At 66.4% G+C, this 26,102-nt stretch carries 22 protein-coding genes; 16 read left to right on the top strand and 6 right to left on the bottom strand.

Translation table 11 applies throughout. The annotated features are described in order from the left end of the window. The first annotated feature begins 636 nt into the window (after positions 1-636). Entirely contained in the window at positions 637-1,077 is a 441-nt protein-coding gene (locus ACSQ89_RS40820) for an SRPBCC family protein (protein WP_436297825.1), read from the top strand. A 12-nt stretch (positions 1,078-1,089) separates the two neighbouring features. Here the strand turns inward: ACSQ89_RS40820 and ACSQ89_RS40815 are convergent, their stop codons facing one another. Both ACSQ89_RS40815 and ACSQ89_RS40810 read right to left on the bottom strand, forming a co-directional pair. Next, positions 1,090-1,587, bottom strand: coding sequence for a RidA family protein (locus ACSQ89_RS40815; protein WP_436297824.1), 498 nt, complete (start codon positions 1,585-1,587; stop codon positions 1,090-1,092). Further along, complete coding sequence (locus ACSQ89_RS40810) at positions 1,584-2,903, bottom strand: aminotransferase class V-fold PLP-dependent enzyme (protein ID WP_436297823.1); 1,320 nt, start codon at positions 2,901-2,903, stop codon at positions 1,584-1,586. Before ACSQ89_RS40810 ends, ACSQ89_RS40815 begins: the two co-directional genes overlap by 4 nt. 319 nt (positions 2,904-3,222) lie before the next feature. On the opposite strand from ACSQ89_RS40810, the gene ACSQ89_RS40805 reads away from it, so the two are divergent. Beyond that, the gene (locus tag ACSQ89_RS40805) at positions 3,223-3,888 is read left to right on the top strand and encodes a helix-turn-helix transcriptional regulator (RefSeq protein WP_436297822.1); all 666 of its coding nucleotides are present in this window, start codon (positions 3,223-3,225) and stop codon (positions 3,886-3,888) included. A gap of 35 nt (positions 3,889-3,923) precedes the next feature. Here ACSQ89_RS40805 and ACSQ89_RS40800 read toward each other — a convergent pair whose 3' ends face one another. The 3 genes from ACSQ89_RS40800 to ACSQ89_RS40790 are packed head-to-tail and all read right to left on the bottom strand — an operon-like array spanning position 3,924 to position 7,539. Beyond that, positions 3,924-5,576, bottom strand: a complete 1,653-nt coding sequence (locus ACSQ89_RS40800; protein ID WP_436297821.1) for a UGSC family (seleno)protein — start codon at positions 5,574-5,576, stop codon at positions 3,924-3,926. Between the two features lie 25 nt (positions 5,577-5,601). Then, positions 5,602-6,576 (bottom strand): Bug family tripartite tricarboxylate transporter substrate binding protein, encoded by a 975-nt coding sequence (locus ACSQ89_RS40795; RefSeq protein WP_436297820.1) that lies wholly within the window; start codon positions 6,574-6,576, stop codon positions 5,602-5,604. Between the two features lie 45 nt (positions 6,577-6,621). After that, on the bottom strand, positions 6,622-7,539 hold the full coding sequence (locus ACSQ89_RS40790) for an NAD(P)/FAD-dependent oxidoreductase (protein ID WP_436297819.1): 918 nt from the start codon (positions 7,537-7,539) through the stop codon (positions 6,622-6,624). 83 nt (positions 7,540-7,622) lie between these two features. On the opposite strand from ACSQ89_RS40790, the gene ACSQ89_RS40785 reads away from it, so the two are divergent. Continuing rightward, positions 7,623-8,114, top strand: coding sequence for a MarR family winged helix-turn-helix transcriptional regulator (locus tag ACSQ89_RS40785; RefSeq protein ID WP_436297818.1), 492 nt, complete (start codon positions 7,623-7,625; stop codon positions 8,112-8,114). Between the two features lie 428 nt (positions 8,115-8,542). On the opposite strand, the gene ACSQ89_RS40780 is transcribed toward ACSQ89_RS40785, so the two are convergent. Beyond that, positions 8,543-9,445: a LysR family transcriptional regulator gene (locus tag ACSQ89_RS40780; protein WP_436297817.1), complete on the bottom strand. Its 903-nt coding sequence runs from the start codon at positions 9,443-9,445 to the stop codon at positions 8,543-8,545. A gap of 132 nt (positions 9,446-9,577) precedes the next feature. On the opposite strand from ACSQ89_RS40780, the gene ACSQ89_RS40775 reads away from it, so the two are divergent. From ACSQ89_RS40775 to ACSQ89_RS40715, 13 genes are read left to right on the top strand one after another with little or no spacing between them, the layout of a single operon-like run. Next, on the top strand, positions 9,578-10,771 hold the full coding sequence (locus ACSQ89_RS40775) for a mandelate racemase/muconate lactonizing enzyme family protein (protein WP_436297816.1): 1,194 nt from the start codon (positions 9,578-9,580) through the stop codon (positions 10,769-10,771). A 48-nt stretch (positions 10,772-10,819) separates the two neighbouring features. Beyond that, on the top strand, positions 10,820-11,812 hold the full coding sequence (locus ACSQ89_RS40770; protein WP_436297815.1) for a Bug family tripartite tricarboxylate transporter substrate binding protein: 993 nt from the start codon (positions 10,820-10,822) through the stop codon (positions 11,810-11,812). A 22-nt stretch (positions 11,813-11,834) separates the two neighbouring features. After that, a complete protein-coding gene (locus tag ACSQ89_RS40765; protein ID WP_436297814.1) occupies positions 11,835-13,289 on the top strand; it encodes an aldehyde dehydrogenase family protein in 1,455 nt (484 codons plus the stop codon). Positions 13,290-13,330: 41 nt separating this feature from the next. Next, positions 13,331-14,308, top strand: coding sequence for a Bug family tripartite tricarboxylate transporter substrate binding protein (locus ACSQ89_RS40760; protein WP_436297813.1), 978 nt, complete (start codon positions 13,331-13,333; stop codon positions 14,306-14,308). Positions 14,309-14,319: 11 nt separating this feature from the next. Further along, the gene (locus ACSQ89_RS40755) at positions 14,320-17,328 is read left to right on the top strand and encodes a xanthine dehydrogenase family protein molybdopterin-binding subunit (RefSeq protein WP_436297812.1); all 3,009 of its coding nucleotides are present in this window, start codon (positions 14,320-14,322) and stop codon (positions 17,326-17,328) included. Further along, the gene (locus ACSQ89_RS40750) at positions 17,325-18,155 is read left to right on the top strand and encodes an FAD binding domain-containing protein (protein WP_436297811.1); all 831 of its coding nucleotides are present in this window, start codon (positions 17,325-17,327) and stop codon (positions 18,153-18,155) included. Before ACSQ89_RS40755 ends, ACSQ89_RS40750 begins: the two co-directional genes overlap by 4 nt. Next, positions 18,152-18,679, top strand: a complete 528-nt coding sequence (locus ACSQ89_RS40745; protein ID WP_436297810.1) for a (2Fe-2S)-binding protein — start codon at positions 18,152-18,154, stop codon at positions 18,677-18,679. Before ACSQ89_RS40750 ends, ACSQ89_RS40745 begins: the two co-directional genes overlap by 4 nt. 1 nt (position 18,680) lies before the next feature. Further along, positions 18,681-20,261 carry an AMP-binding protein gene (locus ACSQ89_RS40740; protein WP_436297809.1) on the top strand — a complete coding sequence of 527 codons (1,581 nt, stop codon included), beginning with the start codon at positions 18,681-18,683 and terminating at the stop codon, positions 20,259-20,261. Positions 20,262-20,304: 43 nt separating this feature from the next. Then, positions 20,305-21,765: a UbiD family decarboxylase gene (locus ACSQ89_RS40735; RefSeq protein WP_436297808.1), complete on the top strand. Its 1,461-nt coding sequence runs from the start codon at positions 20,305-20,307 to the stop codon at positions 21,763-21,765. Next, entirely contained in the window at positions 21,762-22,358 is a 597-nt protein-coding gene (locus ACSQ89_RS40730) for a UbiX family flavin prenyltransferase (protein ID WP_436297807.1), read from the top strand. Before ACSQ89_RS40735 ends, ACSQ89_RS40730 begins: the two co-directional genes overlap by 4 nt. A gap of 43 nt (positions 22,359-22,401) precedes the next feature. Next, positions 22,402-23,208 carry an enoyl-CoA hydratase/isomerase family protein gene (locus ACSQ89_RS40725; RefSeq protein ID WP_436297806.1) on the top strand — a complete coding sequence of 269 codons (807 nt, stop codon included), beginning with the start codon at positions 22,402-22,404 and terminating at the stop codon, positions 23,206-23,208. Positions 23,209-23,214: 6 nt separating this feature from the next. Then, the gene (locus ACSQ89_RS40720; protein ID WP_436297805.1) at positions 23,215-24,432 is read left to right on the top strand and encodes an alpha-hydroxy acid oxidase; all 1,218 of its coding nucleotides are present in this window, start codon (positions 23,215-23,217) and stop codon (positions 24,430-24,432) included. Further along, positions 24,429-26,099: a thiamine pyrophosphate-binding protein gene (locus ACSQ89_RS40715; RefSeq protein ID WP_436297804.1), complete on the top strand. Its 1,671-nt coding sequence runs from the start codon at positions 24,429-24,431 to the stop codon at positions 26,097-26,099. The genes ACSQ89_RS40720 and ACSQ89_RS40715 overlap by 4 nt, the downstream gene beginning before the upstream one ends. The last annotated feature ends 3 nt before the right edge of the window (positions 26,100-26,102 follow it).

Here is a 26,102-nt window from a genome sequence, read left to right as displayed (position 1 = left end):
TCGACCACCTGTTGGTGCGCGCGAGCTCGCTGAAGAGGTCGTCCTGCTGAGCTCGGGCACTCTACGAGTTCGGCCGGGCTCTCTTGGCTAGACAGCGTTTCAGCGCGGGCGCCATACACGACGCGACGCGGACCAACCGTGAAGACCGCCTTTTAGATGAAGAACTCGGTAATCTAGAACACTGGAAATGCTTATATGGGCGCCTCCCGGATTACAAGCAACTTGTGTGTAAAGGATCAGGAGGCAGGGCTGCAGTCTATATCCGGCCTGTTGTGCAGGGGTGATGCCTGCTGGCCCTGATGGTATTCGCTGACGAGGCTCCCAACTGATCATCGAGTTTGGTGCTCTTGATCCATATCGGAGTGTTCCCATCCCGGTCCGACCTGTCTGGCCCATCACACGCGTGGTCGCTTGCTCTCCTTCGAAGCGGTAGTTTCTAGGTTCCTGTCAGTGCACTGGCTGCCACGCCGCAGGTCTCCACGCCTGTCCGCGTGCCAACACCACCATATCGTGCGCGCCAGCTTGTTGGCCACCGCCGACGACCACGCGGTATGGCCGGCGCTGGGCTTCAAATTTGACCCGGGTGTTTAGCCTACCCTGATCCTTTTTAAGCGGTGCCATCGCAAGAACAAGGCGGTGCGCAAGATCGACCCTGCCTCCCGGGCGACTGTGTATTCCGCGATGAACGAACCGGCGATCCTGAAGCAGTGCATCCCCGGCTGCGAAGAGGTCGAGGAGAGGTCCGACGGCGAGTTCGCCGCGATCGTGCGCTTCGAATTCGGACCGCTAAAGGCGCGATTCAGGGGCAAAGTCCGCCTCTTCGATCGGGATCCTCCGAACGGCTATCAGCTGGTCGGCGAGGGCGAGGGAGGCGTTGCGGGCTTTGCCAAGAGCTCAGCCGTCGTGGCCCTGGCGGACACACCGGAAGGGACAAGGTTGACCTACCAACTGGAAGCGAATGTCGGCGGCAAGATCGCTCAGCTTGGCCAACGCTTGCTCATGTCAACGACCAAGAAGATGCAGGAAGGAGGAGGCGTAGTCGATCTCGCCGCGAATGAGGTGCTCGAGGCGCCATGATGCTTCGCGAACTCAGCGCGCCGCGATGCACTCCACTTCGACACGAGCGTTAAAGGCCAGTCCGCTCGATCCGAACGCGCTGCGTGCGGGAAATTTCCCCGCCGAGAAATAGGTCTTGTAGACGTCGTTGAAGGTGTTCCATTCATTCATGTCGGCCAACATCGCGGTGCACTTCACTACGTCGGCAAACGTGTATCCATGCGCCTCCAGTGATGTCCTGATGTTCTCCATCACTTGTTTGGCCTCCGGCTGAATCCCGCCAGGTGGCAGCTTGAGGCTGCCGGGGATGTTGCCAATCTGGCCTGACAGGTAGAGCGTCGGACCGACTTGCACTGCCTCGGAAAATGGAAGTGTTGTGGGAAGAACCTTTCCGGAGTTCAAGTGCTTTGGAGCCGCACAGCCGCTGATTAAAACGATCGCCAGGCCAGCGAGCGCTACGGGAAGTATCAAGCGGCCGGCAGCGCCAACGCCGCAAGACAGTGGATTTGCTTGAAAGTGCTTGGAACTCATGGGGTACCGATCGCTGCAAGAAACTTGTCGATGTCGCTCATGTCGTTGAAGACAGACGGCGAGATGCGTGCGTGATTTGCGCGCAAGGTAATTTCGATCTTCGCGGGTGCAAGGCGAGGCGCCAGCTGGGATGCGTTGAGATAGGCGAATGTCACGATGGCGGAGTTGGAATCGGTCGGCGTCACCACTTGAAAGCCTCTGGCCCTCAGGCCGTTCTGCAAAGCGTCGGTCATAGGCTTTCGATAGGCTTGGATCTTGTCGGGGCCCACGCTCTGAATCCAGTCGATCGATGCCGCGCATGCCGCCTCGATCGCACTTGCTGGGAACGATCCCATGAAATACCCAGCGACCGAGTTGATCTGAACGCTCTCGTATGGGACGCTGCCCGGCGGATCAAGCGGATACACATGAAGAATTGGAGCCGCAAAGTTGCGGGTCTGGCGATAGCCATACCATGGGCGCTGGAGTTGGGGCAGAAGGCTCTTGCGCACGTACAGAAGCGCGAAGCCGAAGTCGCCCATGAGCCACTTGTAGGTTCCGCAGGCGGCGAAGTCCACACCTGCCGCCTTGACGTCAATCGGCATGTTGCCGGCGGACTGAATCAGGTCGACGTACACGAGCGCCCCACGCGAATGCGCCAGGTCGCATACGGCCTTGAGGTCATGGGTAAATCCGTTGTACAGCGACACATGCGAAATCGCAACGAGCTTGGTTCCGGGTGAGATTGCCGCATCCAGAGCGGAAAGTGAGATGCGGTAGTCCGCGTCCATTGGAACGGTGATGACGTTCACTCCCCGGAGCCGATACTGCTCGTACATGTAGAAAGACCCGACGAAGTGAAGCGCGTCGGTCACTACCCGCCCGCCAGACTCGGGCAAGCCGAGGGCCTTCGTGACGAGGTACTCACCCATCGATGTACTCGGAACGTACGTGACCTCATCCGCATCGGCATTGATCAGGGCCGCGAACTTTGCCGTGGCCGTTGCGCTTCCGCCCGCAAGCGTTGTTTTCGATTGCGCATAGGACGCCAGGGCATCCTTGGCATAGGTGTTCCATGGGTGATCAGCGGCTCCGTTGAGGAAGATGCGGTCAGCCACGCCAGGGAAAAGCGCCCTCGCCGGCAGCGTCGGCGTGGACGCAGGTGGCTCGGCCGCAGTTGCTGTGCCGATCGGCAGGATTCCACCCGAACCGCCACCTCCACCCCCGCAAGCGGCGAGTTGTCCGCCCAGGACGCCCGCTACCGACGCGCTGCCCACAGTCTTCAGCCAGCGACGCCGAGAAGTAGCAGGCGCTGTCGTGTTTTCCGAATCGCTCATAATTCAAGCTCCATGTTGAGAAGTCAACAAATTGTTGAATCTTGGTGCGTAGATGCCCTACAGCGGGGCGACTCGTCCAAGGGCCAAGCTTGCGTTGCGCAAGACGCATCGCCAGAATTCAACACCGAGTTTATTGTTCTACGTTTTGTTGAAGCGTCGACTAGGGATTCCACTCACTATGCCCCGTTCCCCATCCAACACAAAGACTCTGCCCCGGCCGACGGCTACCGCGAAGCCCCGCCGTATCAAGCGACAAACATCCAACAGCGCCGAAGACGCATCTGTTCCCGCAGCCCTCAAGGAAGATCGTCGGCGAATCATGGAAGTTCTCAAGCCCGTGGTACACATGATGGGTTCAATGCTGGGACCGAACACCGAGCTGGTCCTCCACGACCTCACCAACCCCGAGGCGTCGGTCATTGCGATTGCGAATGGCCATGTTTCGGGTCGCGATGTCGGCAGCCCCATCCTGACCGGACCGAAGGACGACCGTGCGTTCTCTGCTGCATTGACTTCCGCCACTCACGCAGCGCAGAGCGGTCATTCGGTCGTCGACGCTTATCCAACCATCAGTCCGAAGGGCACGCCCCTGCGATCTGCGACCGTCGTCTACAGGGACGCGGAAGGAATCCCCTTTGCTGCGCTGTGCATGAACGCCGACCTTACGGTGCTGAAGCTTGCCCATGCCTGGCTTGAGCAATCCATTCATGGCCGGCCACCCTCTGCCGCGGCGAATGAGGTGCAAAGCGATCCGCCCGACATGGACGCATTGATGGACGAGATCATTCAGTCGGCCGTACAGAAATTTGGCAAGCCCGTGCAGTTCATGTCAAAGGACGAGAAAGTGCACGCCGTCGAAGAAATGCTCAGACGGGGCCTCTTCATCGTCAAGGGCGCAGTGGGCCGGGCGGCAGCGGCGCTTCATATGTCACGCTTCACGATCTACAACTATCTGGATGAGATTCGAGAGCGAGATGCGAAATAGACCCCACCCTTCAGAGCACAGCACCCCACATCTCGCTACTTCCACTTATCTATGCACACCGACGAGGGGTTGTAGAACTGCCACGCCTGTGACATTGGGTTGGTCCGGCCGCCGACTACAACGATTTTGATCGAATCCTTCGGGTAGACCTGAATCTCCAGGTCGTCCGGCGCAGTCAGGTAGGACTCTGGCCAACGCTTCGTTTGGTACGAAGCGCCCTGTCCTTTGATACCTTGCTCCATGAACGCGGTGTAGAAGTAGTCGCTTCTAAAGTCTCGCGCAGTTCGGGTTGCGCGCGTCCACAAATACTCGGATACGTCATCCTTTGTATAGCCGGCGTTCGCGAGCTTGTCGGCCACGATGGGATCGAGCAGTAGCAACGCTCCGCGCGGCATCTCAAACTGGGCCAGTCCCCGCGCCATCGAGTCCAGTCCCAGCTTCACGTCCGACATGAAGCGTGCGAATGGCGACAGGAAGTTCCAACCGCCGTACATGACGGTCACCACATCTTCATCGGCCGAATAGCCATCGGACTCATGCCACGACGGCCAAGGACTTTCCTTTACGTTTTCGCTGAAAGCCAAGCTGTACTTCGTGGGATTTCCGATGCTGCTCAGATCGCTCACGCCCGTTTTGGAGCCCCCTAAACAGATCAAGGCCAGGCGCAAGAAGCGACCCATGCATGCATTGACGGCGTTGCCTGTTCCGGCACCCAAGGCATTGGCTCCGACGTTCATTCCAAGCTTTGCCGCAATCGGCCCGCCGACGAGGGTTGCCAACGAGAACGAGGTCGTCGATCGCACGCACGACGCAAATGCCGGAGCACTGACCGCTTCAACGATCGAAAGAAGAACCGGCATTTGCTGTGGGCTGCAGTTCGCCATCGCGCCCACAACGGCCACTTTCTCCACGGTGACCCGATAGCCCTCGGGGTGGAACCGTTCGACCACAATCTCTTCCGGCGACTTCGACGTGCCCTTGAGCATGCGACTGACCGCAGCTTCGGTAGGCGGAATGATCGGCAGGCCGTCTGTCCAGTCACGACGCGTGAAGAATCGGTTCACATCGTCCAAGGTGCCGCGAAACGCGATGCGTTCTGCCCGTTGCTCGATCCGCGAGCTCGCTGCGAGTTCCGAGGGCGAAAGCGGTCTGGTGAGGCCTGCCACCAATTCCGAAGCGATCTGCCTCATGACAGGCTCAGCGAGCATGTCGCAAGGATGCGGCACATGCACCCGCCTCAACGCCGGCATGCCCTCCTTCGCACACGTAAGTTCAACGTCCGACCGGAACGGCTCGTCAACTACATACACGCAGGGGATGCCGCGTCTCTCCAGTTCCACGGACCAGTGCGTTCCCCACATCGAACAAGATCCGCAGGCGCCGCAACCGTAGATCACCGCATCGGCTTCGGACTCAACACGCGCCCAAAGCTCGGGCTCGTCGGACATATATGTACTTTGGCGGCGGACGAACACGGCGGTCACGCCAGGAGCCACCGCGGGGAGATACTCGGCCACCCATTTCATGAACGAATCGGCTCCGCCGATGACCTGACTGATGCAGAAGACGACTTTGTCGTTCAAGTCGCTCAACCTTGTTTGCGGCGCGGCGACGGTACGGTGATTGGGCTCTCCTGCAGGACTGAGAACTTCATAGTTCATTGAACGATCGACAACGACTTGCTCCATACGGATCCTTTGGTGATGCTGGGTCTCATTCGATGCGGATTCCCGCATCCTTGATGACCTTGCCCCAGACGGCGTAGTCCTGTTGAATGACCGCCGCGAATTCCTGGGGACTGGTGCCCGTGATTTCGACCCCAAGCGGCACGAACTGCCTTTGAACTTCCGGCGACCTGACAGCAGCCACCAGCGCCTTATTGAGCGCAGCGACGGTCGACCGGTCCATGCCGGCAGGCCCGAAGACGCCGAACCAACCTGAGATGTTGAGCGCGCCGAGGCCGAGCTCGACGCAATGAGGAACCTCCGGCAGCGCTTCAATTCGCGTCGATCCTGTAATGGCCAGCGCTTTCACGCGCCCTGCCTTGACGTGTGGAATCGCCGAAGACACCGAATCGAAATAGACCTGAACGATGCCGCCTTGAAGATCGCGCTGACCTTCCGAGGCGCCCTTGTACGGAATGTGATTCAGCCGAGCGCCGTACAACCGGTTCAGCATCTCGATGTAGAGATGCCCACTCGTTCCGATGCCAGCGGATGCCGCAGAAATCGGCCCTTCCGACTTGGAAAGTTCGACAAGTTCCCTCAGATCCTTCGCTTTGAGCGACGGCTGAGCGCATACGACTACACCACTACGAAAGAGCTGCGTGATCGGCGTGAAGTCCTTGAGCGGGTCGTAGGGCAACTTGGCCAGCAAGTGCGGAACCTGAGTGTGCGTGCTACTGATCGTCAAGAGCAGCGTGTGGCCGTCTGGTGGGGCCTTGGCCACGATGCCGGCTCCAAGGACGGTCGCCCCCCCGGGCTTGCTCTCGACAACAACGGTGGCTCCGCCCATATGTGAAGTCAGCGTTGGACTTAGGGCCCGCGCCATAAGGTCTGCCGGCCCACCGGGGGCCGCAGGCACGATGATTCGAAGTGGACGGCCGGGAATTGGAAAATCAGAAGCCCAACCGCGTGTAGCGACAAGCGCCGCACCGGCACCCAGCAGTGTTCGACGGGTAAGTTTCAAGCTTGTCTCCTAAGGCGTCATCGACGTTCTCGGCTCTTGAGCAATCTATGCGTCGGTCAAATGGGACGCTCGAATCGCATTGGCGACTGTTCTGGCATCGGCAACCGCGTTTGATACCGTGAATCGGGCCCCGCACCGCGCGTCGCCTATCGCGAATACGTTCGGCACATCTGTCTGCATGCGTTCGTCTACCTCGATGTAGCCGCGCGCATCAAGGCCAACCGTATTGATCAGGAAATCCGTCGCTGGAGTGCGGCCGACCTGAACCACCAGTCCCTGGGCTGCCAATGACCTCGCCGAGCCGGATGAATCCCGCAGCTGTATGAGTTCGAGGCCGCTCGCCCCCGATGCGCCGGTAAGCAGGGTGTCCCTGAGCACGCGAATGTTGGGCGAGGACTTCAATAGCGCTTCCAGATCCGCGCCACAGTTCAGTTGCGCTCCCTGCTCAACCAAAGTGACGTCGGCGGCGAAACGCGCCAGATGCAATGCGTCCACAACTGCACCTTGCCCTCCGCCACAAACGACCACCGACTGACCCCTGTAGAAGACCGCCTCGCAGGCTGCGCAGTCGATCAGGCCTCTTCCCTTGAATTGCTCCAGCGACATGGCTTCGATCTGTCGCCTCTTTCGCCCCGGAGCGAGCACCATGAAGGTGGCGGTGAGCGCGCGACCATTGGTGAGAACCGCAGCATGGGAGCTCGAATAGCTTTCGAGTTCCTGAACCCTCCCCTCGATGAATTGAACCCCTGCAGCCTGGGCATCATCGATCAAGCGCGCAGCGAACTCAGAACCCTGCACCCTGTGTCCATCGCGTGGGAAGTCATTCAGCCACTCCAAGTTTGGAAGATCGCCGGCAAGCGACCCCTCAGACATCAAGGCTACCCGCAGGCTCTCGCCGGCCAGCATCTGGGCTGCAGTCAGCCCGGAGGCACCGCCTCCGATGATCACCACATCGTGTTCCAAGAATCGTCTCCTTATCTGCTTGATATCTGCACTTTGCAGCTATTATGCCGATAAGTCAAGTTTTGAGGCCTACAATGACGGGCATGGCGACAACCCCCCTTGACAGGCGAATCAACTACAGGCTGAACCGGATCTCTGATCGTTGGAGCGCGCTGGTCATTTCCATGGCGCGCTCGAAATATCGGCTGAACCCGGCGGCGATGAAAGTGCTATCTGTCATCGCTTGTTACCAGCCTCTTTCCCCGGGGGAGTTAATCGAACGCACGTCCTCGGACTCACCAAAGGTTGCACGCAACATCGGCTATCTGACAGAGCAAGGACTGATCGAGCGCATTCCCGACCAGATGGACGGGCGCCGTGCCCTGGTGCGTGTCACTGCGAAGGGGGCGAAAGTCAATGCTGATATCGAGAAACTGTCCAACCTTGTCGAGAAGAGAATCACTGCAGCTCTGACCGAATCAGAGTTGAAGACCTTCTACCGAATCCTGGACACCATCGAAGTCGCCGTCCATCAGCAGCTCGGGAACTCCAGTTGGATGTCCCTTGTAAACGGTGTCGAAACCGGCGACGAGTAGCTCTCAGATGAAAGCAAGGACGCCTCGGTCTGGCGACAGCTCGTAAGGCCACCCTCCACGCCGGAGCAGGCAGCGGGAGGGACAGGATCGTCGGTACGCGCGGTGATCCCGTCTTGAGTTGCGGGCTTGTGTCCATGACGATGGTGTCCAAAACGATTCAGGTGAACACCATGGAAGACTCCAAGCGCGTGAGCCGGCGGCGCCACGCGGCCGATTTGGCGGCAAGTGCTGGCCGCGTGCGCGGAACCTGGAGCGTCGGTGGCTCAGGTGGCGCTGGGCTCGACCGATCTTGCGCGCATGGTCGAAGCTGTAAAGTAAGCGTCGGCTCGACACCCCCTTGACTGCCTTCTGATCGAGGGTCGCTCATCAGGGGCGTCAAGTTTGAATCAGCATCAATCGCGACGAGCCTGCAACGCGGCAGAGCGCAGTTAGTCGCACTGGTGTCCCAACCCTCGGACGTGCTTGACGAGGACTGCAACGAAGGCCGATGCCGCTGGACCCAACGGGCGCCTTGGATGCGTCACACAGACGATCTGGCGCGCGAGCCGCGGAGCAGTCAACGCATGGCCACGCAATGACGCATGCTCAAGTGGCTTCCGAACGGCCACGCGCGGGAGTACCGTGCAGAAATCGCTCTGGTACACCAGGTTAAGGATGGCGCTGATCGAGTCGATCTCGACGCTCGGGGCCAACACCACATCTTCGGCTTGACCAATGCTTTCGATGATTCCGCGCAGGCCATGCTGACGAGTGGGCAATACGAGTTTGAGATGCGCCAGTTCACTGAAGACGACCGTGTCGGGCAAGGCCGCGTGCAGCGGCCCGGTGACGAGCAGCAGATCTTCTTCGGCGATCAGCTCGGAGTTGAGCGCCAGCGATCGCCGCGGCTTGTTGATGATCGCCGCGTCGAGTTGACCGACCGACACCGCATCGGTCAATGTGCCGCTGAAGCCGTCGGTCAGTGAAAGCTCCACTTTGGGATGCAGTGCCGAGAACTCGAGCAGGGCATCGACCAGCACACCCTGCGCGATGGTCGCGATCATGCCCACGCGCACTTGGCCGCTCAACTCAGCGTTGGTCTGCATGACCTGCTCGCGCGCCCGTGAAAAATCCCCCAGCACGGGCAGGAACAGGCGGTACATGCGCCGCCCATCACCGGTCGGCTGCATGCCCTGCGGCGTTCGCACGAACAGCTGCTGCCCGATCTCTTCCTCGAGCTTGGCGATCTGCATGCTGAGCGCTGGTTGGACGATGTTGAGCCGCCGCGCCGCGCGCGTCACCGAGCCTTCTTCGTAGAGGCAGACGAAATACTGGATCTGACGAAATTCCATTGGACATCCCGTGAGGATGCATCAGTCTAAGTGATTGACCACATCATTTAATATTAATTGACCTGATGCAAGGCGATTTCTAGACTTTCTCCCAGACGGCCACCACTGCGCCGCTTCCCGGAGACAAGTCATATGCCTTCATCGTCCGTGTCGAACGCGGCGGCCGCAACGCCCGCCGCGAGCGGCTGCGCCATCGCCGAGATCCAGGCCTGGGCCACGTCCTTTCCAGTTCCGGCCGAGCACAGCGTGCGCCTGGGCGTAGGCCGCACGCTCAAGCGCGACGCGGTGGTCGTGAAGGTGACGACCGAGGATGGGCTGGTGGGCTGGGGCGAGTCGCACCACGGCCGCGCGCATTCGAGCATCGCGCACTTCATCACCCATGCGCTGCGGACCATGGTCCTCGGCATGGATGCGACCGACGTCCACGGCGTCTGGCAGCGCATCTACGCGCGCCAGCTGGCGAGCCATGGCATCGGCGCCGGCTGCGCCATCGCCATGAGCGGCATCGACATGGCGTTGTGGGACATCCGCGGCAAGGCCACCGGCTGGCCACTCTACAGGCTGCTCGGCGGCGCTTCGAAGCCGATCCCCGCCTATGCGGGCGGCGTGGCGCTGGGCTGGCAGGACCCGTCGGCACTGGTCGACGAGGCTTCGGCTCACGTGCAGGCCGGCTACAAGGCGGTGAAGCTGCGGCTGGGCGATACGGTCGAGCGCGACGTGGCGCGCGTGGCCGCGGTGCGCAAGGCCTTCGGCGAAGGCATCGAGATCCTGACGGACGTGAACGCCGCCTACACCCTGGCCGATGCGCGGCGCGCCATGCCGCAGCTGGACGCGCTGAACGTGGGCTGGCTCGAAGAACCCTTTCCCGCACACGACTACCGCAGCTACGAGCTGGCGCGCGCCTATGGCCGCGTGCCCTTCGCCGCCGGCGAGAACCACTACACGCGCTTCGAGTTCAACCGCCTGGTCGATGACCGCGTGGTGTCGATCCTGCAGCCCGACCTGTCGAAGACCGGCGGCATCAGCGAGACGATGCGCATCGCGGCGCTCGCCTCGGCATACAGGCTGCCGATTCATCCGCACTCCTCGATGACAGGCATCAACATGGCCGCGACGCTGCACGTGCTCGCGGCCATCGAGGGCAACGGCTACTTCGAGGCCGACGTATCACGCGGCAACCTGTTTCGCGACGCGCTGGTGACCACGCCCTTCGCGATCGGCGCCGACGGCTGCGTGCGTCCATCCGATGCGCCCGGCATCGGCGTCGAAGTCGACGAAGCCTTTCTCGACGCGCACCCCGCCATCGAAGGCCCGGCGTACGCCTGACGCCCTCGCTTTCGCTTCGCCACTCGACAACTTCCGGAGACAAGACCCATGCAGACATTCCAGCGCCGCCGAGCGCTCCTGGCGGCCACCGTCGGCGCCGCTCTCGCGCTCGCCTTCGTTGCCGGTGCGGCACGGGCGCAGGAGAGCTACCCCTCCAAGCCGATCCGCATCGTCGTGCCCTACCCCACGGGCGGCTTCAACGACACGCTCGGCCGGCTCGTCGCGGCCAAGCTGTCAGTCGCATGGAAGCAGCCCGTGATCGTCGACAACAAGCCCGGCGGCGGAACGGTGATCGGGACGCAGGCCGCGGCCACCGCACCGGCCGACGGCTACACGCTGCTGGTGGTGCAGTTCCCCTTCGCGGCCAACCCGTGGCTCTACAAGTCGCTGCCCTACGACAGCACCAAGGCCTTCGCGCCGGTGGTGCTGGCAGGCCGCTCTCCGATGCTCATCGTGTCGCATGCCGCCGGCCCGTTGCGAACGCTGGGCGACGTACTCGCCGCGGCCAAGGCGAAGCCGGGCGCGCTCAACTACGGCTCGTCCGGCGCCGGCTCTTCCAACCATCTGGCGATGGCGTTGTTCGAAAGCGTCTCCGGCACGCGCATGACGCAGGTTCCCTACAAGGGCAGCACGCCGCTGCTGACCGATCTGGCCGGCGGGCAGGTCGACCTGGCCGTCGACCTCCTGCCGCACGCGCTCCCCTTCATCCAGTCCGGCAAGGTGCGTCCGCTGGCCATCGCGAGCACCAAGCGATCGCTGTTGATGCCGGAGCTGCCCACGGCAGCCGAAGCAGGCGTGCCGGGCTATGAAGTGACCTCGTGGCATGGCTTCGTGGTGCCGGCCGGCACGCCACAGCCGGTGGTCGACAAGCTCAACCGCGAGCTGAACACGATCTTCGCCATGGACGACGTCAAGAAGGTCTTCGCACAGCAAGGCGTGGTGCCCGACGGTGGCACGCCCGCGGCGTTCAAGAGCTTCATCGACTCGCAGATGGCGCTGTGGAAGAAGGTCGTGCAGGACGGCCGCATCACCGTCGAATGACGCAACGACCCATCCCTCATCCATGAACGACCTCCAAACCCTCAACCTCATCCACGGCGAGTGGCAGCCCGCGCAATCCGGCGCCTGGGGCACGCGTCGCAACCCGGCAGACGGCGCCGAGCTCGGCCGCTACGCCGCCTCCGGACGAGCGGATGCAGACGCCGCCATCGCTGCGGCGCGCCGCGCCTTCGACCAGCCGGGCTGGGCACAGAACCCGCGCCTGCGCCAGATGGTCATGCTGCGCTGGGCCGACCGGCTCGAAGCCCGCGCGGAAGAACTGGCACGCCTGCTCACGCTGGAGAACGGCAAGGTCATTGCGCAGTCGCGCGGCGAAATCGGTGCAGCCGTTTCCGAGATCCGCTACTACGCCGGCCTCGCGCGCTATATGCCGGGTCACGTTTTCGAGGTGGAGCCCGGCGCCTTCTCCACGCTGCTGAAAGAGCCCGCCGGGGTGGTCGGCATCATCGTGCCTTGGAACGCGCCGGCGGTGCTGCTGATCCGATCGCTCACGCCCGCGCTCGCGGCCGGCTGCACCACGGTCATCAAGCCGGCGCCGCAGACTGCGCTCGTCACGGCCGCGCTCGTTGCCGAGCTGCATGCCGTCGAAGCACTGCCCCCCGGCGTCGTCAACCTCGTGAGCGAGGACGGCCACGAGGTCGCCGCGCGCCTGGTCGAGTCGGCCGAGGTCGACGTCATCAGCTTCACCGGCTCCAACGCGACCGGCCAGCGCATCATGGCCGCGGCCGCGCCGACGATGAAGAAGCTGTCGCTCGAGCTCGGAGGCAAGTCGGCCTGCCTGGTGTTTGAGGATGCCGACGTGCAGGCGGTGGCGCCGGCCCTCGCGTCCGCCGCCACCATCATCAGCGGCCAGCAGTGCACCGCCGCACGCCGGGTGCTGGTGCATGCGAGGCACTACGACGCGATGAAGCTCGCACTGACGGCCGCGCTGCAGTCGCTCAAGGTCGCTCCCGGCCTGACCGAGGGCGCGCACATCGGCCCCATGATCGACGACGCCTCCGCCCGCAGCGTCGGTGCGCGCATCGACGAGGCCATGGCGGCGGCCGACGAGGTGCTGCTGCGCGGCGGCCGCGGCACCGGCGCGCTGGCGGGCGGCGCCTTCCTCACGCCCACGCTGGTTGCGCATCGCGACACCGGCGCCTTCTTCGTGCAGGAAGAGATCTTCGGCCCGCTGCTGGTGCTCGAGCGCTTCGAGGACGAGGCCGAGGCCGTGGCGCGCGCCAATCATTCGGAATTCGGCCTGTCCGCCAGCGTGTGGACGCGCGACGGCGCGCGGGCCATGCGCGTGGCGCGTGCCCTTCGCAACGGCACCGTGTGGATCAACGACCACAACAAGCTCTTCGCCGAGGCGGAGACCGGCGGCTACCGCCGCAGCGGCCTGGGTCGCCTGCACGGCTACGACGCGCTGATCGACTTCCAGGAAATCAAGCACATCTACCAGCAGGTTGGCACGGTCTGAGCCGGAACGCCACGCACCCGATTCACAGGAACGCAGACACCATGCACAAGAAGACCTTCCTCCATGGCCTCGCCGCCATCGCCATGGCGCTCGCGCTGCCCGCCGTCCATGCCCAGCCAGGCAACTACCCGGACAAGCCGATCCGCATCATCGTGCCGTACACGCCGGGCGGCTTCAACGACACGATGGCGCGCGTCTTCGCACGCAAGCTCCAGGACGGCCTGGGCCAGCCGGCAGTGGTCGACAACAGGCCGGGCGCGGGCACCGTACTCGGCACCGACGCCGGCGCCAAGGCCGCGCCCGATGGCTACACCCTGGTGGTGGTCGGCTTCCCCCTGGTGGTCAACCAGTACGTCTACCCCAAGCTGCCCTACGACACCAAGAAGGACTTCGCGCCGGTCATCCTCGGCGGGCAGACGCCCAACCTGCTGCTGGTGCGCGCCGATTCGCCCATCAAGTCGATGGCCGACCTGATTGCCAATGCCAAGGCGAATCCCGGCAAGCTGAACTACGCCTCGGCCGGCAACGGCACCTCGCTGCACCTCGCGATGGAGTACTTCAAGAGCGTGACGGGCACGGACATGAACCAGATCCCCTACAAGGGCAGCGCACCGATGGTGACCGACCTGCTCGGCGGCCAGGTCGACGTGATGTTCGACAACCTGCCCAATGCCCTGCCGCACGTGAAGGCCGGCAAGATGCGCGCGCTGGCCGTGACGACGCCGAAGCGCCTGGCGGCGGTGCCCGATGTCCCCACGGTGGCCGAACAGGGCTATCCCGGTTTCGAGGTCGCGGTGTGGTACGGCCTGGCTGCGCCCAGGGGCACGCCCAAGCCGGTCCTCGAAAAGCTCAACGCGGAACTGCAGAAGGCGCTGAAGTCGGACGACGTGAAGGCCATCTTCGCGGCGCAGGGCGTCGAAGTGCTGGGCGGCTCGGTGGGCGACTTCGAGAAGTTCTTCCAGGCGCAGGACGCGAAGTGGGCGCCGGTGATCCAGAAGGCCGGCATCAAGGCGGAGTGAACCCTGTGCTGATGAGCGTACCTGCCCTCGCCGACGCGCCCGCGCGTCCCCATCTCGGCCGCCCGGCCGAGCGCGTGGAAGATCGCGCGCTGCTCACCGGCCGCGGCCGCTATGGCGACGACGCGCCGGTGCGCAGCGACACGCTTCACGCGGCCGTGCTGCGTTCGCCGCATGGGCACGCGCGGCTGCTGGCCGTGCGCACCGCGCGGGCCGAAGCCATGCCCGGCGTGCGCGCGGTGCTCACGGGCGCCGACGTGCAGCGCTGGTCCAAGCCCTTCATCGTCGGCGTCAAGCAGCCGATGGAACTGTGGGCGCTGGCCGTGGACAAGGTGCGCTATGCCGGCGAGCCGGTCGCGGTGGTGGTGGCCGAGAGCCGCTACCTCGCCGAGGACGCGCTGGAGTTGCTGGAGGCCGACTACGAACAGCTGCCCGCCGTCGTCGACATCGAGTCGGCCGCCGCCGCTGGCGCACCGGTGCTGCACGAGCGCGTGGGCAGCAACGTGGTGAGCGACCGTTCTTTCTGCTACGGCGACCCGGACGCGGCCTTTGCCGCCGCGCCGCACCGCGTGGCGCTCAGCGTGCACTACCCGCGCAACTCCTGCACGCCGATCGAGACGGCGGTGGTCATCGCCGAGTTCGTGTCGCAGCAGGACGGCTACGACATCCAGTCGAACTTCATGGGCCCCTTCTCGCTGCACACCGTGATGGCGATGGCGCTCAAGGTGCCCGGCAACCGGTTGCGGCATCGCACCTTCGCCGACTCGGGCGGCAGCTTTGGCGTCAAGCAGGCGGTGATGGCACCGGCCGTGCTGATGTGCCTGGCCGCTCGCAAGGCCGGCGCCCCGGTGAAATGGGTCGAGGACCGGCTCGAGCACCTGAGCGCGGCCACCTCCGCCACGGGCCGGCTGTGCCATGCCGAGGCCGCGGTGGAAGCCGACGGGCGCATCACGGCGCTGTCGCTCGACCAGTTCGACGACTGCGGCGGCTACCTGCGCGCGCCGGAGCCGGCGACCTTCTATCGCATGCACGGCTGCCTCACCGGCGCCTATGCCATCGAGAACCTGCGCGTACGCAACAGGGTGGTGCTCACCAACAAGACACCCACCGGCCTGGTGCGCGGCTTTGGCGGACCGCAGGTGTATTTCGCGCTCGAACGCCTGGTGCAGCGCATCGCGGTCGAGCTGGGGATCGACCCGCTCGACGTGTATCGCCGCAACTTCATCACGCGCGATGCCTTCCCCTACCGCGCAGCGGCCGGCGCGCTGATCGATTCCGGCGACTACCAGACTGCCCTCGATATGGCCGTGCGCGATGGCGGCCTGGCCGAGCTGCGCCAGCGGCAGGAAACGGCGCGCGCGGAAGGCAGGCTCTACGGCATCGGCTTCGCGGCCATCGTCGAGCCTTCGGTGTCGAACATGGGCTACATCACGACCGTGATGCCGCGCGAGCAGCGCGCCAAGGCCGGCCCGAAGAACGGCGCCATCGCTGCGGCGACCGTGGGCATCGATCCGCTGGGCGGACTCACCGCCGTGATCGCCTCGTCGCCGGCCGGCCAAGGTCATCGCACGGTGTGCGCGCAGGTGGTGGCCGATGTGTTCGGCGTCGAGCCGGCCGATGTGTCGGTCAACGTCGAGTTCGACACGCAGAAGGATGCCTGGTCGGTGGCAGCGGGCAACTACTCGAGCCGGTTCGCCGGCGCCGTCGCCGGAACCTTGCACCTCGCGTGCACGCGGCTGCGCGACAAGCTGGCGCGCATTGCTGCCGCACTGCTTGACTGCGAGCCGGGCGATGTGGTGTTCGCTGGCGGCAAGGTCTTTCCGAGGGGCGCACCGGAGCGTGGCCTGGCCTTCGCGCGCTTCGCCGCCAGTCCGCACTGGGCGCCAGGCCTGCTGCCAGCGGGTACCGACCCCGGCCTGCGCGAGACGGCGTTCTGGACGCCGCCGCAACTCACGGCGCCCGACGACGAGGACCGCGTCAACACCTCGGCGGCCTACGGCTTCGCCTTCGACATCTGCGCAGTGGAAGTCGACCGCGACACCGGCCGCGTGCGCATCGACCGCTACGTCACCACGCACGACGCCGGTACCCTGCTCAACCCGGCGCTGGCCGATGGCCAGATCCGCGGCGCCTTTGCGCAGGGGCTGGGCGCGGCGCTGATGGAGGAGTTCCGCTACGGCGCCGACGGCAGCTTCCAGTCGGGCACCTTCGCCGACTACCTGGTGCCGACCACCTGCGAGGTGCCCGACCCCGTGATCCTGCACCTGGAAACGCCCAGCCCCTTCACGCCGCTGGGCGCCAAGGGCCTGGGCGAAGGCAACAACATGAGCACGCCGCCCTGCATCGCCAACGCGGTGGCCGATGCGCTCGGCCGCGCCGACATCGTGCTGCCGCTCACGCCCTCGCGCGTGATGCAACTGCTGGGCATGGACGACCCGCCGCCATCCGCAGGCAGCGTCGCCGCAGCCATGCCGACTTCGGAGCCAGTGGCGAATCTGAAAGGGAGCAAGGGCAAGGCACTGTCGGCGCGGGGCGAGATCCTGCTGCCCGCCACGCCCGAAGCGGTGTTCGCCGTGCTGCTCGACCCGGCCGCGCTGGCCCGCGTCATCCCTGGCTGCAACGCGCTGGAGCCGGTCGGGCCGAACCGCTATCGCGCCGACGTGACGGTAGGTGTCGGCATGATCAAGGCACGCTACGCGGCAGAGATCGCGCTCAGCGAGATCGAGGCGCCTCAGCGCCTGCGGCTCGCCGGCTCGGGCCTGTCGAGCATGGGCGCTGCCAAGGGCAGCGGCCTGGTTTCGCTCGCGCCCAAGGAGGGCGGCACGCTGCTGCGCTACGACTACGAGGCCGAGGTCTCGGGCAAGGTCGCTGCGGTCGGCGGGCGCATGCTCGAGGGCGCGGCCAAGATCGTGCTCAAGCAGCTGTTCGAGCAGCTCGGCCGGCAGGCCAGCGGCCAGGGCGCGGCGGCGGTGGCCGATCCGTGGTGGCGTCGCCTGCTGCGCATGCTCGGAGGCACGAAGTGAAGCCCGCGGCCTTCGACTACGTGCGCGCCGAATCGGCCGACGAGGCCGTGCAGCAGCTGCGTGCGCTGGGTGCCGATGCGCGCATCCTCGCCGGCGGCCAGTCGCTGATGGCCGTGCTCAACATGCGCCTGGCTCAGCCCAGCGCGCTGATCGACATCTCGCGCACCGCCGACCTCGACTACGTACGCGCGGACGGCGGCATGCTCGCGATCGGCGCGGCGGCCACGCAGGGCAGCGTCGAGTGGCGCCAGTCGCTCGCGCAGGAGGTCCCGCTGCTGGCGCAGGCCTTCCCCTTCATCTCGCATTTCCAGATCCGCAACCGCGGCACGGTCTGCGGCTCGGTCGCGCATGCCGACCCGAGCGCGGAGATTCCGCTGGTGCTGCTGGCGCTCGGCGGCGAGGTCGTGCTGCGCAGCGCCTCGAAGCGCCGCACGCTGCCGGCCGCGGATTTCTTCCAGGGCATGCTGATGACGGCGCGCGCACCGGACGAGCTGCTGGCCGAGGTGCGCTTCCCGCTGGCCGCTGCCGGCCAGCGCAGCGCCTTCACCGAGTTCTCGGCGCGGCACGGCGATTTCGCCATCGTGTCGGCCGCGGCCACCGCCGATGGGCGCGGGCTGCGCCTGGCCGTGGGCGGCGTGGCCGACCGGCCGCGGCTCGCGCAATGGCCCGCCGGCCTGCGCGGCGCTGACCTCGACAACGCCCTCAACGACTTCGCCTGGGAGCTGGAGGCGCAGGACGACGCGCACGCCAGCGCCACCTTCCGGCGTCATCTGGTGCGCAGGCTCGGCGCGCAGGTGCTCGCTCGCGTCACGGAGAACCGCTCATGAAACAGATCGGCCGCGACAGCCTGCACACGGTGCGGCTGCAACTCAACGGCACCGCGCGCAGCGCGCCCTGCACGCCGCGCATGCTGCTGTCGGACTTTCTGCGCGAGGGCCTGGGCGCCACCGGCACGCATGTGGGCTGCGAGCACGGCGTGTGCGGCGCCTGCACGGTGCAGATCGACGGCGTCGCCGCCCGCTCGTGCATGACGCTCGCGGTGCAGGCCGAAGGCCGCCACGTCGCCACGGTCGAAGGCCTGTGCGATGCCGACGGCCCGCTCTCCGACCTGCAGGAGGCCTTCAAGCGCCACCATGCGCTGCAGTGCGGCTTCTGCACCGCCGGCATCCTGATGTCCTGCGACGACTACCTGCGCCGCCGCCCCGACCCGAGCGAGGCCGAGGTGCGCGACATGCTCTCCGGCCACCTCTGTCGCTGCACCGGCTACACGCCCATCGTCCAGGCGGTGCTCGAGACCGCCGCCCTGCGCCGCACCGCCGCCGGCGCCCAACCCCTCCCCCTGGAAAACTGAGATGCTCGACCTCGCAACCACATTCCTTCAAAGCGTGGAGCGCAGTCCCCACGCGCTCGCGCTGGTGGACGACGGCGTTCGCCTGACCTATGCACAGTGGCGAGTCCAGGTGGCGCGCGCCGCCGCCGGCCTGCGCAAGCTCGGCCTCGCGCGCGGCAACCGGCTGCTCTCGGTGCTGCAGAACCGCCACGAGGCGGCGACCCTTCACTGGGCCTGCCAGTTCATCGGCGTGGTGATCGTTCCGCTCAACTGGCGCGCCAAGCCGGAGGAGATCGACTACTGCCTGGCCGACGCCGGCGCCAAGGCCCTCGTCTTCGAGGCCGCGAGCGAAGCGGCCACGCAGTACAGCACCGGCGCGCGCGCCGTGCCGCGCATCGGCGTGGGCGCGTTGGAAGGCGACGACGCGACGCACACCTGGGCCGGACTGCTCCAAGTCGAGGCCCCCGCGCTGGAATCCGCCGCCGGGGCCGACGACGTGTCCTTGATGCTCTACACCTCCGGCACCACCGGCAAGCCCAAGGGCGTGCCGAGGCGCCACCGCCAGGAGCGCGCCGCCGCGCTGGCGCACGTGGCGCAGAACCTCTACCGCCGCGGCGAACGCACGCTCGGGGTGATGCCGCTCTACCACACGATGGGCGTGCGCTCCCTGCTGGCGATGGCGCTGGTCGATGGCACCTTCGTCTGCCTGCCGCGCTTCGACACGCAGGCCGCGCTGGCGCTGATCGCGCGCGAGCGCATCACCTGCCTCTACCTGGTGCCGACGCTCTATCACGACATGCTGACGCAACGGCAGCGCGACGGCGGCGGCGATGGGCCGGGCGAGGACATCGCGTCAGTCACCAAGCTGGGCTTTGCCGGTGCGCCGATGCACGACGCACTGCTGCAGCGCCTGACGCGCGCCTTCCGGCCCGAGCTCTTCGTCAACCACTACGGCTCGTCGGAGATCTACACCGTCTCGATCGACCAGGACGCGGTGAAGAAGCCCGGCAGCGCGGGCCGCGCCGGCCTCAACACGCGGCTGCGTATCGTGCGGCTCGACGCGACCGGCGCGGACGACCGCGTCGGCCCCAACGAGGAAGGCGAGATCATCGCGGACCTGCGCGGCGACGAGGCCTTCGAGGGCTATTGGAACCGGCCCGACGCCAACGCCCGCGCGCTGCGCAACGGCTGGTACCACACCGGCGACATCGGCTACTTCGACGACGACGGCGATCTCTATGTCACCGGCCGCGTCGACGACATGATCATCAGCGGCGGCGAGAACATCTCGCCGGTAGACATCGAGTCGGTCATCTCGCTGTGCCCCGGCGTCGGCGAAGTCGCCGTGGCCGGCCTCTCGGACGAGCGCTGGGGCCAGCGCGTGGTGGCCTTCGTGACCCGCAGCGGCGAAGAGGCCGGGCTCGACGCGCAGACGCTCGACGCCCACTGCCGCAGCTCCGATCTGCCCAACTTCAAGCGTCCGCGCGAGTACGTCTTCGTCGCGGAGATCCCCAAGTCGCCGGTCGGAAAGATCCTGCGGCGCAAGCTCGTCGCCGGCGAATACGAAGCGCTCGGCAGCCATCCCGATACCCCAGCGGCCTGAGCGCCGCCGCCTTGCCACACCTTCCCCAGGCCGGAGAATATCCATGACTACCTCGACGTCGACATCACAGGGCGCGCCCTTCACCGATCTGCGCCGCTGGCTCGCCCACCTGAGCGACAGCGGCCGCGTCGCGGTCATGCGCAAAGACACGCCGTTGCAGCACACGTTGGCCGCCATCGCCAAGCGCCTCGACGGCCGGCAGGCCGCCTACTTCCCCAAGCCGGGCGGCCACGCGGTGCCGGTGGTGTCCGGCTTCATGTCGCGTCGCGCCTGGATCGCCGAGGCCATGGGCGTGCCGGAGTCCGAGCTGCTGCAGCGCTTCCGCGACGCGGCAGAGCGTCCGCTGCGCTGGCAGGAGGTGGCCAAGGGCGAGGCCCCCTGCCAGCAGGTGGTACACCGCGATCGCGACGTGCGCGAAGTGCTGCCGGTGCCTACGCACAGCGAGCACGACAACGGCCCCTACATCACCGCCGGCCTGGTGATCGCCCGCAACCCGGCCACTGGCGTGCAGAACGTGTCGATCAACCGAATCCAGGTGCATTCCAGGGAGCGCATGGCGATCCTGATGCTGCCGCGCCACCTGTGGGCCTTCTACAAGGCGGCCGAGGCGCGCAACGAGGCGCTGGAAGTCGCGGTCGTGATCGGCATCGACCCGCTCACGCTGCTGGCTTCACAGGCCATCGCGCCGATCGACTGCGACGAACTGGAGATCGCGGGCGCGCTGCACGGTGCGCCACTGCGCGTGACGAAGTGCCTGACCAACGAGGTGCGCGTGCCGGCCGACAGCGAGATCGTGATCGAGGGCCGCATCCTGCCAGGCGTGAAGGAGCCCGAAGGCCCCTTCGGCGAATTCCCCAAGTACTACAGCGCACGCGAGCACCGCGAGGTGATCCAGGTCGATGCCATCACACACCGCCGCGACCCGATCTACCACACCATCGTGCCGGCCGAGATGGAACACCTGCTGCTCGGATCGATCCCGCGCGAAGCCACGCTGCTGGCGCACCTGCAGCGCAGCTTCCCGAACGTGCTCGACGTGCACCTGGCCATCGGCGGCGTCGGCCGCTACCACCTGTACGTGAAGATCAAGAAGACGCACGAGGGCCAGCCGAAGAACGTGATCTGCGCTGCCTTCGGCGCGCATTACGACATCAAGCAAGTGATCGTGGTCGACGACGATGTGCAGGTGCACGAGCCGCAGCAGGTCGAGTGGGCCGTGGCCACGCGCTTCCAGGCCGACCGCGACCTGGTCGTGATCCAGGGCGCCCAGGGCTCGGTGCTCGATCCGTCTACCACCGTCGGCCAGGACTTCGGCGACGGCATCGCACCGCCGCCGCACCTGCAGGGCCTGAGTGCCAAGATGGGCCTGGACGCCACCAGGCCGGTGGTCTACCACGAGCATGTCTTCACCAAGGTGCGCGTGCCGGGCGAAGACGAGGTCGACCTCGCGGCGGTGATCGACACGGCCGCGCGCGTGGACTTCGCCGCCGGAGCGGTGCGATGAGCCAGCAGAAGCGCCTCATCGTCGCCATCACCGGCGCGAGCGGCACCATCTATGGCGTGCGCCTGCTGCAGCTGCTGCGCGCCATGCCCGATTGGGAGACGCACCTGGTGATGTCCTCATCGGGCGCGCTGACCGCCTCGCAGGAAATCGACATGAAGCGGGCCGAGATCGAGGCCTTGGCCGACGTCGTGCACAACGTGAAGGACATCGGCGCGGCCGTCTCCAGCGGCTCGTTCCGCACCGCCGGCATGGTGATCGCGCCCTGCTCCATGAAGACGCTGGCCAGCGTGGCGCACGGCCTGGCCGACAACCTGATCAGCCGCGCCGCCGACGTGATCCTGAAGGAGCGCCGCCGCCTCGTGCTGATGGCGCGCGAGACGCCTTTCAACCTCGCGCACCTGCGCAACATGACGGCCGTCACCGAGATGGGTGGCATCGTGTTTCCCCCCGTGCCCGCGTTCTACGCGCGGCCGGACTCCATCGAAGCCATGGTCGACCACACGGTCGGCCGCGTGCTTGACCTGTTCGACATCGAGCACCACGACCTCGTGCGCCGCTGGGCAGGGCTGAAGCGCCCGACCTTCGGCACCTGAGCCCACGCCTTTTTTCATCCAACTTCGTCCCCGAGGAAACGACATGACCCAGCTCGCCCACCCTGCCCATACCCTGCTCGAGAAACTCGACGGCTTCCGCGTCGAGATCGACGCCGCGCGCGAACGCGCCGACATCGTGCTTGGGCGCCCGCCCTACAACATCATCTCGATGCCGCAGCGCGACCAGCTGCGCCTGGTCATCGAGTCGCTCGACGAGAACCCGGCGGTGCGCGTGATCGTGCTGCGCGCCGAAGGCGAACACTTCTCGAGCGGTGGCGACATCAAGGGCTTCCTGGAGGCTTCGCCCGAGCACGTATCGAAGCTGGCCTGGAACATCGCCGCACCGGCGCGCTGCAGCAAGCCGGTGATCGCGGCCAACCGCGGCTACTGCTTCGGCGTCGGCTTCGAGATCTCGCTGGCCTGCGACTTCCGCATCGTGACCGAGACCACCCTCTACGCCCTGCCCGAGCAGAAGCTCGGCCAGATCCCCGGCTCCGGCGGCTCCGCGCGCCTGCAGAAGATGGTCGGCATCACCCGCACCAAGGACATCGTGATGCGCTCGCGCCGCATCCCCGGCAAGCAGGCCTACGAATGGGGCGTGGCCACCGAGTGCGTGGCCGACGCGGAGCTGGAAGCTGCGACCGACCGCCTGGTTGACGAGCTGCGCACCTTCTCGCCGCTCGCGCAGCGCACGGCCAAGAAGCTGTTGAACGACACGGAGGACGCGACGCTCAGCGTGTCGATCGAACTCGAAGGCCACAGCTACAGCCGCCTGCGCAGCTCCGATGACTTCCGCGAGGGCGTGGAGGCCTTTCACGGCAAGCGCAAGCCGAGCTTCAAGGGCAGCTGAGCGGCGATGCGGGCTGAACGCGCCCTTTCCATCGCCGAGCTCGCCGACGCTGCGCGTCGCCGTCTGCCGCCCAGCATCCACGGCTATGTCAGCGGCGGATCGGAAGACCATGCGTCGCTCGACGCGAACCGCGCCGCCTTCGGTCGCTGGCGCTTCCTCACGCGGCCGCTGGTCGACGTGTCGAAGCGCTCGCAATCGGTCGATCTCTTCGGCACCACACATGCATCGCCGGTCGGCATCGCGCCGATGGGCGTGTCGGGGCTGTGCTGCTTCGACGGCGACATGGCGCTGGCGCGCGCCGCGGCGAAGGCCGGCGTGCCCTCGGTGCTCAGCGCCGCGTCCACCGTGCCGCTGGAGCGCGTGATGCGGGAGGCGCCGGGCACCTGGTACCAGGCCTACCTGCCGGCGCAGCATGCGGTGATCGACCCGCTGCTCGCGCGACTGAAGGCTGCCGGGGTTGCCACGCTCGTCATCACCGTTGACGTGCAGATCGCGTCGGTGCGCGAGAACGAACTGCGCAACGGCTTCAGCATCCCGTTGCGCTTCACGCCAAGGCTGATGGCCGGCGGGCTGATGCGTCCGCGCTGGATGGTCGAGACCTTCGCGCGCACGCTGTGCAAGCAGGGCATTCCGCGCTTCGAGAACTTCACCGCGACGCGGGGCGGCCGCATCATCACCGCCGCCAAGGGCGACCATCGTGCGGGCCGGGCCGCCATGACCTGGGACGAGCTCGCGCGCATCCGCGAGCGCTGGCCGGGCCGGCTGCTGGTCAAGGGCGTGCTGCGGCCCGAGGACGCGATAGCCGCGCAGCGCATCGGCACCGATGGCATCTTCGTATCGAACCACGGCGGCCGCCAGCTCGACGGAGCGGTCGCGCCGCTCGACGTGCTGCCGGCCATCGTCGCCGCCGCGCCGCAGCTGACGGTCTTGCTCGATGGCGGCGTGCGCCGCGGCACCGACGTGCTCAAGGCGCTCGCGCTGGGCGCGCACGCCGTCTTCGTCGGACGCCCGGCGATGTACGGTCTCGCGGCTGGTGGCGAGGCCGGCGCGGCGCATGCGCTCGCGCTGCTGCGGCGCGAGATCGACACCGACCAGGCCCTGCTCGGCTGCGCGGACGTGCGGCAGCTCGGCCCCGACTGGCTGGTGCGCGACGACCGGCTGCCGCTGCAGGATGGCGAGCGCGCGGCCTTCATTCACCCGGCCCCATTACTGAAGGCATCATGACAACCCCCACACTCCCTGAACGCACCGGCGGCCAGATCCTGGTCGATGCGTTGCGCATTCACGGCACCGACACCGCCTACTGCGTGCCCGGCGAGAGCTTCCTGGCCGTGATCGACGCGCTCTATCACGCGCGCGATGCCATCCGACTCATCGTCTGCCGCCAGGAAGGCGGCGCCGCGCACATGGCCGAGGCGCACGGCAAGCTCACCGGCGAGCCGGGCATCTGCTTGGTGACGCGCGGGCCGGGCTCCACCAACGCGAGCATCGCCGTCCACACCGCACGGCAGGACTCGACGCCGCTGATTGTCTTCATTGGCCAGGTGGGTCGCGATGCCTTAGGACGCGAAGCCTGGCAGGAGATCGACTACCGCCACATGTTCGGCCACATCGCCAAGTGGGTCGACCAGGTCGACGACGCGCGGCGGCTGCCCGAGTACGTCAGCCGCGCTTTCCACGTCGCGACCTCCGGGCGGCCCGGCCCGGTGGTGTTGGCGCTCCCCGAGGACATGCTGACCGACCTCGTCACGGTGCCGGACGCGCCGCGCTACCGCCGCAGCGGCGCCGCGCCGACGCAGGAAGCGATGGACGGGCTGGTGGCCGAGCTGCAGCGCGCCGAGCGGCCGCTGGTGGTGCTCGGCGGGGGGGGCTGGACGCGTGAGGCCAGCGCCGACATCACCGCCTTCGCAGCCCGCTTCGAGCTGCCGGTGGCCTGTGCGTTTCGCCGGCAGGACCTGATCGACAACCTCGACGACCGCTACATCGGTGAGGCCGGCCTGGGTATGGATCCGCGCATCGCGCAGCGCGTGCGCGACGCCGACCTGATCATCGCCGTCGGCGCGCGACTGGGCGAGACCACGACTCAGGGCTATGCGCTGCTCGACGTGCCGCACCCGAAGCAGCGGCTCGTGCACGTGCACGCCGATCCCGGCGAACTCGGCCGCGTCTACCACGCCGACGTGCCGGTGAACGCCTCGATGCCGGCCTTCGCACGCGCCGCGCGGGCGCTGAAGCCGGCGGGCCCCGCGCGCTGGAGCGACTGGACGCGCGCCGCGCGCGCCGACCAGCTCGACCACATCGAGCCTCCCGGGAGCATGCCCGGCGACGTCGACCTGGGGCGCGTCATGGTCCACCTTCGCGACACGCTGCCGGCCGACACCATCGTCAGCAACGGCGCGGGCAACTACACGTTGTGGGTGCAGCGCTTCTGGCGCTACCGCGGCATGCGCACCCAGCTCGCGCCGACCAGCGGCACCATGGGCTACGGCCTGCCCGCGGCCATCGCGGCGAAACTGGTGCATCCCGAGCGCACCGCGCTGTGTTTCGCGGGCGACGGCTGCTTCCTGATGAACGGCCAGGAGCTCGCGACGGCCGTGCAGTACGCGCTGAACGTGATCGTCATCGTCATCAACAACAGCATGTACGGCAGCATCCGCATGCACCAGGAGCGGCACCATCCGGGCAACGTGTGGGGCACCGCGCTGAGAAACCCCGACTTCGCCGCGCTGGCGCGCTCGTATGGCGCGCACGGCGAGACCGTGACGCGCACCGGCGACTTCCCCGCTGCGCTCGAGCGCGCCCGAGCGGCAGGAAAGCCGGCCCTGATCGAGCTGCAGGTGAGCCCGCAGGCGTTGTCGCCGAAGCTGACGGTGTCGATGCTGCGGGGCTAGGGT

The sequence above is a fragment of the Variovorax sp. LjRoot175 genome (assembly GCF_964253805.1).
GTDB lineage: Bacteria > Pseudomonadota > Gammaproteobacteria > Burkholderiales > Burkholderiaceae_C > Variovorax.
The sequence above is the reverse complement of the archived record's forward strand: the minus strand, read 5'-3'. Positions and strand labels throughout refer to the sequence as shown.